Raw genomic sequence first — 12,525 nt, forward strand, 5'->3', positions numbered from 1 at the left:
GAGCGGCCCAACTGAGATACTGGCGGGGCCGTCCCTCTACCCACTGGAGTCCGCATGCCCGTCGCCACACCCGAGGTCTACGCCGAGATGCTCGACAAGGCCAAGGCCGAGTCGTTCGCCTACCCGGCCATCAACGTCTCGTCGTCCCAGACGCTCAACGCCGCCCTGGCCGGCTTCGCCGAGGCCGAGAGCGACGGCATCATCCAGGTCTCGACCGGTGGCGCCGACTACTTCTCGGGCCCGACCGTCAAGAACATGGTCTCCGGCTCGCTGGCGTTCGCCGCGTTCGCGCAGGAGGTCGCCAAGAAGTACCCCGTCAACGTCGCGCTGCACACCGACCACTGCCCCAAGGACAAGCTCGACGACTTCGTCCGTCCGCTGATCGCGGCCTCCAAGGAGCGCGTCGACGCCGGCGGGCTGCCGTACTTCCAGTCGCACATGTGGGACGGATCGGCCGTGCCGCTCGACGAGAACCTGCAGATCGCGCAGGAGCTGCTCACGGCCGCCGCGGCCGCGCGCATCATCCTCGAGGTCGAGATCGGCATCGTCGGCGGCGAGGAGGACGGCGTCGAGGGCGGCATGGGCGAGCACCTCTACACGACGCCCGAGGACGCGCTGGCCACGGCCGAGGCGCTGGGCCTGGGCGAGAAGGGCCGCTACCTGACGGCGCTGACGTTCGGCAACGTCCACGGCGTCTACAAGCCCGGCAACGTCACGCTGAAGCCCGAGATCCTCAAGGCCGCCCAGGAGGCCGTCGCCGCCAAGTACGGCAAGGACTCGCCGTTCGACCTGGTGTTCCACGGCGGATCGGGCTCGCTGCCCGAGGAGATCTCGGCGGCAGTCGACTACGGCGTCGTCAAGATGAACGTCGACACCGACACGCAGTACGCCTTCACCCGTCCGATCGCCGGCTGGATGCTGTCGAACTACGACGGCGTCCTGAAGGTCGACGGCGAGGTCGGCAACAAGAAGCAGTACGACCCCCGTGCGTGGGGCAAGGTGGCCGAGGCCGGCATGTCGACCCGGGTCGCCGAGGCCTGCGCCGCGCTGCGCAGCGCCGGCACGACGATCTGACCCGCAGGGCGACGAGAGAATCTGGGTTCGTCCGCGCGGAGGCGGACGAACCCAGGTTCTCCGGCCCCCGTAGGGTCGGAGCATGACGAATCTCTTCGGTGAACCGCCCGCGACGCTCCTGCCCGAGGACCCCGGTGCCGCCGAGCTGGCCGCCGGCGACAGCCCGCAGACCGTCGCCTCGCTGCACCCCGACTCCGCGCTGGCGTGGGTCACGCTGGCCGAGCTTGCCCTGGCCGAGGGCCGCGACCTCGAGGGCTACGCCTTCGTCCGCACCGGCTACCACCGCTCGCTCGACCTGCTGCGCCGCAACGGCTGGAAGGGGCACGGTCCGTTGCCGTGGGAGCACGAGCCCAACCGCGCGTTCCTGCGCTCGCTGGCCGCGCTCGCCGACGCGTCCGAACGTCTCGGCGACGAGGGCGAGGCGCACCGCTGCCGCGAGTTCCTGCACGAGTCGAGCCCCGAGGCCTACGCCGAGCTCGTCACCCGCACGGCCTGACACCGGTCGGGGTTTGCCCTGCCGGCGTGGTGAACCTCGTCCCGGCGCAGCAAGCATGCCGCGTCAGGATGCAGCCTGCCCTGCCGGCGTGGTCAACCGCAGCGGGGTGGGTCAGGGGACGTACATCGTGAGCGCGCCGGGCTCGATGCGCCACGTGTGGTGCGGGGACGCCTCGCTGAGCTCGCCGTCGCTGGTGCACCGCAGCGCGTCGCCCCGCACCTCGACGGAGGTGCCGCGCAGGTAGACGACGTCGTCGCGCCGGTGGTGCTCGCCGCGCCGCACGCTGAACGCGTACGCGATGCGGCGCCGCGGCGACTCGGTGTACGACACCGAGACGTCGATCAGGCCGTCGGACGGATCGGCTCGCGGCAGCAGGGGTGCGCCTCCGCCGACGTAGCGGCCGTTGCCGACGGCCACCTGGATGACGGGCTCCTTGCGGGTGAGGGTCTCGCCGTCGACCGTGATGCGCAGCCGGGCGCCGGGCGTCGTGAGGCCCTTGAGGCCCGTGAGCGCCGCGCCCACGGCGTAGCCGACCGGGCCGAGCGCCTTCTTCCAGGGCCGAGCCGCGGCCGCGGCCTCCGCGCCGATGCCGATGTGGGCGGCGTTGACGACGACGCCGCCGTCGCCGTCGACGACCAGGTCGATGGCCTGGGTACGGCCGTGTGCGATCACCAGGGCCGCCTCGGTCGGCGTGAGCGGCAGCGCGAGGGTGGCCGCGAAGTCGTTGCCGGTGCCCAGCGGCACCAGGCCGACGACGACGTCCAGCCGGCCGGCGTCGCGCAGGGCCTGGACGATCGCGTGCAGGCTGCCGTCGCCCCCGAGCACGACGACACCGTCGAGATCGGGACGCGCCGCCAGCGCTTCGGCGAGGTCGTCGGGACTGGACGTGCGGACGAGCTCGACGTCGACCTCGGCCTGCAGCGCGCTGACGACCTCGTCCACCGCGGCGTCGTCCGAGCTGCCGGCGTCGGCATTGGCGATGGCGAGGAGGGAGGGCACCCTCGAACCCTACGGGGCAGTGCCCGCCGGCGCAGCCGCGTCGACGCGGGGCTCTCCGAGCTTGACCCCGACGACGCCGAGCAGGATCAGCGCGCCACCCATCAGCTGGACGACCCGGGGCGTCTCGGCGAGCAGCAGCCACGCGAACGCGACGCCGAAGACCGCCTCGGCCAGCCCGACGAACGATCCGAGGCGTGATCCGAGCCGGCGGCTGCCCTCGATGCTGAGGACGTACGAGAGCCCGGCGGTGACGGTGCCGAGCAGCAGCACCGCACCCCACCACGGCCACATCGCGCCCGCGAGCTCGACGTCGCCGGTCGAAGCGGCCAGCGGGATGATCCCGACGAGGCCGCCGGCGAGCAGGGCGAGCCCGCCGAACGTCAGGCCGCCGGCGGCCAGCGCGATGCCGGGCAGCCCGTTGTCCTCGTCGGCCGACATGATCCAGTAGACGGCCGCGCAGATCATCGCGCCGAACGCCCAGGCCAGCCCGACCAGGTCGATCTCGGCTCCCGACGTCAGGTCGAGCACCAGGAACAGGCCAGCGATCGCGAGCACCGCACCGATCGCGGTGAGGGGTGACGGACGCTGGTGGTGCCGCCACCACATCCATGCCAGCACTGCCACGGGGCACGTGAACTCGATGAGCAGGGCGACGCCGACCTGCAGGTGGTCGACCGCATTGAAGTAGGCGAGCTGGACGCCCGCCACCGCCACCAGGCCGTAGGCGGCGACGAGCCACAGGTTGGTGCGCAGCAGGTGCCATCGGCCGCGCAGCGAGATGCCCGCCGGTCCGGCGAGGATCGCGGCGGCGAGCAGCACCCGGATGGTCACGGCCGAGCCGGGCGACCAGCCCGACGAGATGAGGCCCTTGGCGATCGGCCCCGACATGGCGAACGACGCCGCTCCTGCCACCGCGAAGGCGATCCCGGACGAGGTGCGGGACGGGCTGGCGTGCTCGATGTCATGGGTCAAAGCGCTCATGGCATGTGACACTAGAGTGCGCGCTGTAAGGTGTCAACATGGTCTTCGCTCATGACACCGAAGCGGCGCTCGTGGCCGCCGTGGCGCTCGCGAACTCGGCCGAGCAGCCCGACACCCTCGTCTCGACCGATCAGGTCGCCGAGTTCATCGCCGAGCAGGGCTACACGGGACGCTTCGACGCCGACCAGGCCGAGCTCGACGAGCTGCGCGAGCTGCGTCCCGTCCTGCGCCAGCTGCTCACGGCCAGTCGCGACGACGCCGTCGAGCTCGTCAACTCCCTGCTGCGCGACGCCCGCGCCCTGCCCCAGCTCGTCCGCCACGGCGACATGGACTGGCACCTGCACGCCGTCGAGGACGAGCGGCCGTTCGCCACGCGCATCGTGGTCGAGACGGCGATGGCCATGATCGACGTCATCCGCGCCGACGAGATGTCGCGGCTCGGGGTGTGCGCCGACGACGACTGTCGCGGCCTGGTGCTCGACCTGTCGCGCAACCGCTCGCGCCGGTTCTGCAGCACGGCCTGCGGCAATCGGGCCGCCGTCGCCGCCTACCGCGCCCGCCGGAGCTCGTAGGAGGGACGCCGAGGCGCGATCTCCGATAGGCTGGGCCGGTAAGAGCCCCGCGAGAACGGGGCTTGTCGCATGTGTGAGGGTGGTGCATCCCATGCCCGCAGTCGTCATCGTCGGAGCCCAGTGGGGCGACGAAGGCAAGGGCAAGGCCACGGACATCCTGGGTAGCCGGGTCGACTACGTGGTGAAGTTCAACGGCGGCAACAACGCCGGTCACACGGTGGTGATCGGCGACCAGAAGTACGCCCTCCACCTGCTGCCGAGCGGCATCCTCAGCCCCGGGTGCGTTCCCGTCATCGGCAACGGCGTCGTCGTCGACCTCAAGGTGCTGTTCGAGGAGATCGACGGCCTCAACGAGCGCGGCATCGACACCTCCAAGCTGGTGGTCAGCGCCAACGCGCACGTGATCGCCGACTACAACCGGACGATGGACAAGGTCGCCGAGCGCTTCCTGGGCAGCCGCAAGATCGGCACCACGGGCCGCGGCATCGGCCCCACCTACGCCGACAAGATGAACCGTCTGGGCATCCGCGTGCAGGACCTCTTCGACGAGAAGATCCTGCGGCAGAAGGTCGAGGGCGCGCTCGAGCTCAAGAACCAGATCCTGACCAAGATCTACAACCGCCGCGCCGTCGAGGTCGACGAGATCGTCGACGAGCTGCTGTCGTACGTCGATCGGCTGCGTCCGATGGTCTCCGACACGCCGCTGCTGCTGCACGACGCGCTGCGCGACGGCAAGACCGTGCTGCTCGAGGCGGGCCAGGCCACGCTGCTCGACGTCGACCACGGCACCTACCCGTTCGTGACCTCGTCATCAGCCACCACCGGTGGCGCCTGCACCGGCTCGGGCATCGCCCCCACCGAGATCACCCGCGTGGTGGGCATCGTCAAGGCGTACGCGACCCGCGTCGGCGAGGGACCGTTCCCGACCGAGCTGTTCGACGACGACGGCGAGCGCCTGCGCACCAATGGCGCCGAGTTCGGCACCACGACCGGGCGTCCGCGCCGCTGCGGCTGGTACGACGCCCCGATCGCCCGCTACGCGGCACGCATCAACGGCGTCACCGACTTCGTGCTCACCAAGCTCGACGTGCTGACGGGATGGGAGCAGATCCCCGTGTGCGTCGCGTACGAGGTCGACGGCGAGCGGGTCGACGAGATGCCGATGACGCAGACGGGCTTCCACCACGCCAGGCCCATCTACGAGCTGTTCCCCGGCTGGACCGAGGACATCTCCGGCGCACGGACCTTCGACGACCTGCCGCAGGCCGCCCAGGACTACGTGCTGGCGCTCGAGAAGATCTCGGGCGCACGCATCTCGACGATCGGCGTGGGGCCCGATCGTGAGCAGTCGATCGTCCGCCACGACCTGCTGTAGGGGCCCCGGCTGGGCGAGGGACAGTTTGTCCCATTAGGCCCGGCATGTTGTGATGGGTGGCGTCGGGGGGTTCTCCGGCGTCTCCGGGGGGTCCGGAGGGAAGCTCACCAGCAAGGGACAGAACTCCATGTCACTCACCATCACGCGCCGCCGCGCAGGGGCGGGTCTCGCCACCGGCGCGCTCGTCACCTCCACGCTGCTGTTCGCGCCGTTCGCGCAGGCCGCGACCACCGCAGACGTCCGCGAGTCGCAGATCGCCGCATTCGGCGGCAGCACCACCGGCTGGTACCAGGCCACGCAGGGCGCCACCAACCAGATCACGACCGACGGACTGCAGCTGAGCGCCGGCTCGCGCGTGCTCAACGGCAGCCCCGCCGCTGACGCCACGCTCGACGACGTCGCCAAGGCGGCCGTCGACGGCACGGGCACCTTCGTGGCCGTTATCTCCGACACCGACATCGACGGGGGCACCGCCGACCTGACGCGCGGGACCGCCGCCGACACGTGGCGGTCGAGCAAGAAGATCGCCGCAGGCACCTCCAACGAGGTCGCCGCCGACGCCGACGTCTCGGCGCAGGCCATCAAGGACGCTCTTGGCGCCGACGGCACCAAGGTCACGGCGTTCGGCGTCGAGAGCGTGTCCGCCGCTGGCGCCGTCAAGTCGCTCGCCTTCGACGAGACGACCTACCAGTTCAAGAACAACGCACCGACGGCCACCAACGGCTCGGCCAAGACCAAGATCAACACCGCGGTCGACATCACGCTCAGCGCCGGCGACGTCGACGGCAACGCGCTGACCTACAAGGTCGACTCGGTCACCGGCGGCTCGGTCACCGGCACGGGCGCGACGCAGCGCTTCACCCCGGCCAAGAACTTCAAGGGCGACGCCAAGGTCGCCTTCACCGTGACCGACGGTCGCGGCGGCTCGGCCTCGGCCGTCACCGCGATCAAGGTCGAGAAGCAGAAGGGCAAGGTCGACATCTACCGCGTCCACCCGACGCGTCCCTCGACCCGCAGCACCGTCTACGTCTACGCCTCGGTCAGCGTCGACGGCGTGAAGGCCGCCAAGGGCACGACGGTGTACGGCTACGCCAAGAGCAAGAAGGTTGTGACCGGCAAGGTCAACGGCTCGGGCAAGGTCAAGCTCAAGCTCCCCAACAAGCTGCCCAAGGGCAAGTCGACGCTCAAGGTCACGCAGGCCGGCTCGTCGATCCGCAGCGGCGGCACCGACTCGGTCGTCGTCCGCGTCCGCAAGTAGCACCCGCAGCACCCCGAGCGAGGGCCCCGTCCAGCCGGACGGGGCCCTCGTCGCGTCCGGGCGCGGTGCGGGCGACGACTAGAGTGGCATCCCGTGAAGACCCTCGTCATCGGCACCGGCGGCCGCGAGCACGCCCTGGCCCTCGCCCTGTCCCGCGATCCGCAGGTCACCGAGGTCCACGCGGCCCCGGGCAATCCCGGCATCGCCGCCGTCGCCACGCTGCACGACGTCGAGCCGCTCGACGGTGACGCCGTCGCGGCGCTGGCCACGTCACTGGCCGTCGACCTCGTGGTGGTCGGCCCGGAGGCGCCCCTGGTCGCGGGCGTCGCCGACGCCGTGCGGGCCGTGGGCATCGCCTGCTTCGGCCCCTCCAAGGAGGCCGCGCAGATCGAGGGCTCCAAGGCGTTCGCCAAGCAGGTCATGGCCGCCGCCGAGGTGCCCACCGCGATGGCGCACGTCTGCGAGACGCCCGAGCAGGTCGCCGACGCCCTCGACGCCTTCGGGCCGCCCTACGTCGTCAAGGACGATGCGCTGGCCGCGGGCAAGGGCGTCGTCGTGACCGACGACCGGCAGGCGGCGATCGACCACGCCGCCGCCTGTGACCGGGTCGTGATCGAGGAGTTCCTCGACGGGCCCGAGGTGTCGCTGTTCGCGATCACCGACGGGCAGACGGTGCTGCCGCTGCAGCCCGCCCAGGACTTCAAGCGGGCCCGCGACGGCGACGAGGGCCCCAACACCGGCGGCATGGGGGCGTACACCCCGCTCCCGTGGGCACCGGACGACCTGGTGGCCGAGGTGTGCCGCCGCGTGCTGGTGCCGACGGTCGAGGAGATGGACAAGCGCGGCACGCCCTTCCAGGGGCTGCTCTACGCGGGCCTGGCCCTCACCAGCCGCGGTGTCCGGGTCATCGAGTTCAATGCGCGCTTCGGCGATCCCGAGACCCAGTCGCTGCTCGCGATGCTGCGCACCCCGCTGTCGGCGCTGCTGCACGGCGCGGCCACCGGCACGCTCGCCGAGGTCGGGCTGCCGCAGTGGCAGCAGGCGTCGTCGGTCACGGTCGTCGTCGCGTCCGAGGGCTACCCCGAGGCGCCCGTCACGGGCGATCCGATCGACGGCGTCGACGACGCCGACGCGCTCGAGGGCGTCGACGTCATCCACGCCGGCACCGCGATGGTGGACGGACGCCTGGTCACCGCCGGCGGCCGGGTGCTGTCGGTCACCGGCACGGGCGCCGACCTGGCCGAGGCGCGCGAGCGCGCGTACGCCGGCATCGACCTCATCTCGATCCGCGGTGGGCACCACCGCACCGACATCGCCCTCGCGGCGCTACAGAACGGGACCGCCCTGTGACCACCCCCAACGTCCTCGCCAGCCGCTACGCCTCGCCCGAGATCACGCGCATCTGGTCGCCCGAGCACAAGATCGTCCTCGAGCGGCAGCTGTGGATCGCCGTGCTGCGGGCCCAGAAGGACCTCGGCGTCGAGACCCCCGACGGCGTCATCGAGGCGTACGAGGCCGTCGTCGACCAGGTCGACCTGGCCTCGATCGCCGACCGCGAGAAGGTCACCCGCCACGACGTCAAGGCGCGCATCGAGGAGTTCGCGGCGCTCGCGGGCACCGAGCACATCCACAAGGGGATGACGTCACGCGACCTGACCGAGAACGTCGAGCAGCTGCAGATCAAGGCGTCCCTGCAGGTCATGCGCGACCGTGCCGTCGCCACGCTCGCGCGCCTCGGACGGCTGGCCACCGAGCACGCCGAGCTGGTCATGGCGGGGCGCAGCCACAACGTCGCGGCCCAGGCCACGACCCTCGGCAAGCGGTTCGCCACGGTCGCCGACGAGCTGCTCGTCGCGGTGGCCCGCATCGACGACCTCGTCGCCCGCTATCCGCTCAGGGGCATCAAGGGGCCCGTCGGCACGGCGCAGGACCAGCTCGACCTGCTGGGCGGCGACCAGCAGCGCCTCGCCGAGCTCGAGCAGCGGGTCGCCCACCACCTGGGCTTCGACACCGTGCTCACGAGCGTCGGCCAGGTCTATCCCCGCTCGCTCGACTACGACGTCGTCACCTCGCTCGTTCAGCTCGCGGCGGCGCCCTCCAACCTGGCCACGACGATCCGGCTGATGGCGGGCAACGAGATCGTCACCGAGGGCTTCAAGGCCGGCCAGGTCGGCTCGAGCGCGATGCCGCACAAGATGAACACCCGGTCCTGCGAGCGCGTCAACGGGCTCGCGGTCATCCTGCGCGGGTACGTGTCGATGGTCGGCGAGCTGGCCGGCGACCAGTGGAACGAGGGCGACGTGTCGTGCTCGGTGGTGCGCCGCGTGGCCCTGCCCGACGCGTTCTACGCCGCCGACGGCCTGTTCGAGACGTTCCTGACCGTGCTCGACGAGTTCGGCACCTTCCCGGCGGTCATCCAGCGCGAGCTCGATCGCTACCTGCCGTTCCTGGCGACGACCAAGGTGCTGATGGCCGCGGTGCGTCAGGGCAAGGGGCGCGAGACGGCCTACGACGCGGTCAAGCAGCACGCCGTCGCGGTGGCGCTCGAGATGCGCGAGAAGGGTGCGGCCGAGAACGATTTGTTCGCGCGTCTCGCGGCCGATGACCGCCTGGGCCTGTCCGAGGACGATCTCGCGAGCCTGGTCGCGTCGCCGATCGAGTTCACGGGTGCTGCGGTCAGCCAGGTGCACGCGGTCGTCGCTCGCATCGAGCAGGTGGTGGCCGAGAGCCCCGAGGCCGCGGCCTACGCGCCGGGCTCGATCCTCTAGCGCCATCGTCCGGTCTGCGGCGGCGTCGCGCCGGGCCTAGGCTCGAGGCGTGTCGATCTCCCTGTTCCCGTTCGGGCTGCTGCTGGTCGGCGGCTGGCTCGTGTGGTGGGGCCTGCGACGGCGCAGGTCGCTCGGTCAGGTCCCGACCGACTGGCGCCGCGTGCAGGGCACCGTCATCGACGCCGGCGACGGCGTGGCGGTGCCCCCGCGCATCGAGTACCGCATCCCGGACGGCCGGCGGCTGCGCGTGCCCGGCCCGCTCGCGACGCCGTTCGCCGTCGGCGACGAGGTGACGGTACTGCTCGACCCGGCCGACCCCCGCCGCGCGCGTCTCGACGTGACCGAGCAGGAGGCCGTCCGCCTGGTCGCGATCCTCGTCGCCACCGGTGCGGTGCTGCTGGTCATGGGTGCCGTCCTCGCGGTGGTCCTGCTCTAGGCTGTCGGCGTGCCACTCGACATCCCCGGAGCCACCCACCTGCACTCGGGCAAGGTCCGCGACCTCTACGAGCTTGCCCCTTCGACAGGCTCAGGGGGCGAGGCGACAGGCTCAGGGGGCGAGCACCTGCTGATGGTGGCGTCCGACCGCATCTCCGCCTTCGACTTCATCCTCGAGCCGGGCATCCCCGACAAGGGCGAGATCCTGACGCGCATGTCGCTGTGGTGGTTCGACCAGCTGGCCGACCTCGTGCCCAACCACGTCGTCTCGACGACCGTGCCCGACGCCGTGCGCGGCCGCGCGCTCGTGGTCGAGAAGCTCGAGATGTTCCCCGTCGAGTGCGTCGCCCGCGGCTACCTCACGGGGTCGGGGCTGCTCGACTACCAGGCGACCGGTGAGGTCTGCGGCGTCCCGCTGCCGGCCGGTCTGGTCGACGGCGACCGACTGCCCGCGCCGATCTTCACGCCCGCCACCAAGGCCGAGCTCGGCGAGCACGACGAGAACGTCTCGTTCGACCACGTCGTCGAGGCGATCGGCACCGAGTCCGCCGAGGCCCTGCGCGACCTGACGCTGCGCATCTACTCGCGCGCCGAGCAGGTAGCCCGCGAGCGGGGCATCATCCTGGCCGACACCAAGCTCGAGTTCGGCGCCCGCGCCGACGGGACGATCGTGCTGGCCGACGAGGTGCTGACCCCCGACTCGTCCCGCTTCTGGCCGGCCGACGACTACGCCCCGGGGCGTCCCACCCCGCCGTCGTTCGACAAGCAGTTCGTGCGCAACTGGCTGCTCTCGGCCGAGAGTGGCTGGGACCGCGCGAGCAACACGCAGCCGCCGGCGCTGCCCGCCGAGATCGTCGCCAGCACCCGCGAGCGCTACGTCCAGGCCTACGAGCGCCTGACCGGCGAGATCTTCTGACACTGGGCCGAGCCCCGATGTGACTCACCAGTAGTCTGGAGAGACCGTCGTCACACCTGAGGAGTCGAAGTGGCCAATCTTGCCGCCCTGCTGGAGAACTCGGTCGAGAAGTTCGCCGACCGCACCGCGATCGTCTTCGGCGACACGCGGCTGACCTACGCCCAGGTCGACGCTGCCGCGAACCAGGTGGCCAACCTGCTGGTCGCCCGCGGCATCCAGCCCGGCGACAAGGTCGCGCTGTCGTGCCCGAACCTGCCCTACTTCACGATCGTCTACTACGGCATCCTCAAGGCCGGCGGCACCGTCGTGCCCCTCAACGTCCTGCTCAAGCCGCGCGAGGTGGCCTACCACCTGGCCGACTCCGACGCGAAGGCCTACTTCGCCTTCGAGGGCACGCCCGACCTGCCGATCGGCGAGAACGCGTGGGAGGGCTTCGAGGCCACCGACACCTGCTCCGAGTTCTTCCTGATCCGCATGGATGCCAAGTGGCCCGCGCCGATCAGCCCGCCGGAGTACTTCGCACCGCTGGTCGCCGAGCAGCCCACGACGTTCGAGACGGTCGAGGTCGACGACGACGACACCGCGGTCATCCTCTACACGTCCGGCACGACGGGCCAGCCCAAGGGTGCCGAGCTTCGCCACCGCAACATGCGCGACAACGCGCTGGCCGGCACCGACCTGTTCGGCGCCGACGAGACCAACCCCGACACGTACCTGTGCGTGCTGCCCCTGTTCCACTCGTTCGGCCAGACCTGCATCCAGAACGGCGCCTTCGCGTTCGGCGGAACGATCGTGATGCTGCCGCGCTTCGAGGCCAAGGCCGCGCTCGACCTGATGATCGCCAACGAGGTGTCGTACTTCGCCGGCGTCCCGACGATGTACTGGGGACTGCTCGCGGCCCTCGACGAGAGCGTCGACGTCAAGACCCTGGCGGCCAACCTCCGCGTGGCCGCGGCGGGCGGCTCGGCGCTGCCGGGCGAGATCCACAAGCAGTTCAAGGAGCGGTTCGGCGTCACGATCCTCGAGGGCTACGGCCTCTCGGAGACCTCCCCGGTCGCCTCGTTCAGCGTGTTCGGGCAGGAGCCGCGCGTCGGCTCGATCGGCAAGCCGATCCCCGGCGTCGAGATGAAGCTCATCAACGACGACTGGAGCGACGTCGAGCCCGGCCCCGATGCCGTCGGCGAGATCGCGATCAAGGGCCACAACGTCATGAAGGGCTACTACGACCGCCCCGAGGCCACGGCCGAGGCGATCCACGACGGCTGGTTCCGCTCGGGCGACCTGGCCAAGATCGACGACGACGGCTTCTACTACATCGTCGACCGCAGCAAGGACATGATCATCCGCGGCGGCTACAACGTCTACCCGCGCGAGATCGAGGAAGTTCTCATGACGCACCCGGCGGTCTCGCTGGTCGCGGTCATCGGCGTCCCCAACGACCAGCACGGCGAGGAGATCAAGGCCGTCGTGGTCAAGAACGCCGGCCACGACGACGTCACCGAGGCCGACCTCGTCGCCTGGGGCAAGGAGCAGCTCGCGGCCTACAAGTACCCCCGCATGATCCAGTTCATGGACGAGCTGCCCATGACCTCGACCGGCAAGATCCTCAAGCGCGAGCTCTCCTAGGCCGAAGGCCACGAGAGCGGCTGAG

At 70.9% G+C, this 12,525-nt stretch carries 12 protein-coding genes; 10 read left to right on the forward strand and 2 right to left on the reverse strand.

Annotated features, from left to right (window positions below; translation table 11 throughout):
* The first annotated feature begins 54 nt into the window (after positions 1-54).
* Positions 55-1,074, forward strand: a complete 1,020-nt coding sequence (gene fbaA / locus DX116_RS07990) for a class II fructose-bisphosphate aldolase (protein ID WP_119703586.1) — start codon at positions 55-57, stop codon at positions 1,072-1,074.
* A gap of 82 nt (positions 1,075-1,156) precedes the next feature.
* On the forward strand, positions 1,157-1,570 hold the full coding sequence (locus tag DX116_RS07995) for a DUF3151 domain-containing protein (RefSeq protein ID WP_056603268.1): 414 nt from the start codon (positions 1,157-1,159) through the stop codon (positions 1,568-1,570).
* A 111-nt stretch (positions 1,571-1,681) separates the two neighbouring features.
* Here DX116_RS07995 and DX116_RS08000 read toward each other — a convergent pair whose 3' ends face one another.
* Together DX116_RS08000 and DX116_RS08005 are read right to left on the reverse strand one after the other, a co-directional pair.
* A complete protein-coding gene (locus tag DX116_RS08000; protein WP_119703587.1) occupies positions 1,682-2,569 on the reverse strand; it encodes a diacylglycerol/lipid kinase family protein in 888 nt (295 codons plus the stop codon).
* Between the two features lie 9 nt (positions 2,570-2,578).
* The gene (locus DX116_RS08005) at positions 2,579-3,550 is read right to left on the reverse strand and encodes an EamA family transporter (protein ID WP_119703588.1); all 972 of its coding nucleotides are present in this window, start codon (positions 3,548-3,550) and stop codon (positions 2,579-2,581) included.
* Positions 3,551-3,588: 38 nt separating this feature from the next.
* Here DX116_RS08005 and DX116_RS08010 point away from each other — a divergent pair, with 38 nt between their 5' ends.
* The 8 genes from DX116_RS08010 (at position 3,589) to DX116_RS08045 (ending at position 12,500) form a co-directional block, all read left to right on the forward strand.
* The gene (locus DX116_RS08010) at positions 3,589-4,122 is read left to right on the forward strand and encodes a CGNR zinc finger domain-containing protein (protein WP_119703589.1); all 534 of its coding nucleotides are present in this window, start codon (positions 3,589-3,591) and stop codon (positions 4,120-4,122) included.
* A gap of 91 nt (positions 4,123-4,213) precedes the next feature.
* Positions 4,214-5,497 carry an adenylosuccinate synthase gene (locus DX116_RS08015; RefSeq protein WP_119703590.1) on the forward strand — a complete coding sequence of 428 codons (1,284 nt, stop codon included), beginning with the start codon at positions 4,214-4,216 and terminating at the stop codon, positions 5,495-5,497.
* Positions 5,498-5,624: 127 nt separating this feature from the next.
* Positions 5,625-6,755, forward strand: coding sequence for an Ig-like domain-containing protein (locus DX116_RS08020; RefSeq protein WP_147393621.1), 1,131 nt, complete (start codon positions 5,625-5,627; stop codon positions 6,753-6,755).
* A gap of 93 nt (positions 6,756-6,848) precedes the next feature.
* The gene (purD, locus tag DX116_RS08025; RefSeq protein ID WP_119703592.1) at positions 6,849-8,105 is read left to right on the forward strand and encodes a phosphoribosylamine--glycine ligase; all 1,257 of its coding nucleotides are present in this window, start codon (positions 6,849-6,851) and stop codon (positions 8,103-8,105) included.
* Positions 8,102-9,523 carry an adenylosuccinate lyase gene (gene purB, locus DX116_RS08030; protein ID WP_119703593.1) on the forward strand — a complete coding sequence of 474 codons (1,422 nt, stop codon included), beginning with the start codon at positions 8,102-8,104 and terminating at the stop codon, positions 9,521-9,523. Before purD ends, purB begins: the two co-directional genes overlap by 4 nt.
* 49 nt (positions 9,524-9,572) lie before the next feature.
* Entirely contained in the window at positions 9,573-9,959 is a 387-nt protein-coding gene (locus tag DX116_RS08035) for a DUF3592 domain-containing protein (RefSeq protein WP_119703594.1), read from the forward strand.
* A 9-nt stretch (positions 9,960-9,968) separates the two neighbouring features.
* On the forward strand, positions 9,969-10,874 hold the full coding sequence (locus DX116_RS08040; protein WP_119703595.1) for a phosphoribosylaminoimidazolesuccinocarboxamide synthase: 906 nt from the start codon (positions 9,969-9,971) through the stop codon (positions 10,872-10,874).
* 69 nt (positions 10,875-10,943) lie between these two features.
* Positions 10,944-12,500 (forward strand): long-chain-fatty-acid--CoA ligase, encoded by a 1,557-nt coding sequence (locus DX116_RS08045; protein WP_119703596.1) that lies wholly within the window; start codon positions 10,944-10,946, stop codon positions 12,498-12,500.
* Positions 12,501-12,525: the final 25 nt, after the last annotated feature.

The organism is Aeromicrobium endophyticum (assembly GCF_003586285.1).
GTDB classification, from domain to species: Bacteria; Actinomycetota; Actinomycetes; order Propionibacteriales; family Nocardioidaceae; genus Aeromicrobium; species Aeromicrobium endophyticum.

Excerpts from the sequence above, each read along its gene's own strand:
- fbaA (WP_119703586.1), top strand. The coding sequence starts at position 55 with ATGCCCGTCGCCACACCCGAGGTCTACGCCGAGATGCTCGACAAGGCC.
- DX116_RS08005 (WP_119703588.1), bottom strand. The coding sequence starts at position 3,550 with ATGAGCGCTTTGACCCATGACATCGAGCACGCCAGCCCGTCCCGCACC.
- DX116_RS08020 (WP_147393621.1), top strand. The coding sequence starts at position 5,625 with ATGTCACTCACCATCACGCGCCGCCGCGCAGGGGCGGGTCTCGCCACC.
- DX116_RS07995 (WP_056603268.1), top strand. The coding sequence starts at position 1,157 with ATGACGAATCTCTTCGGTGAACCGCCCGCGACGCTCCTGCCCGAGGAC.
- DX116_RS08015 (WP_119703590.1), top strand. The coding sequence starts at position 4,214 with ATGCCCGCAGTCGTCATCGTCGGAGCCCAGTGGGGCGACGAAGGCAAG.
- DX116_RS08010 (WP_119703589.1), top strand. The coding sequence starts at position 3,589 with ATGGTCTTCGCTCATGACACCGAAGCGGCGCTCGTGGCCGCCGTGGCG.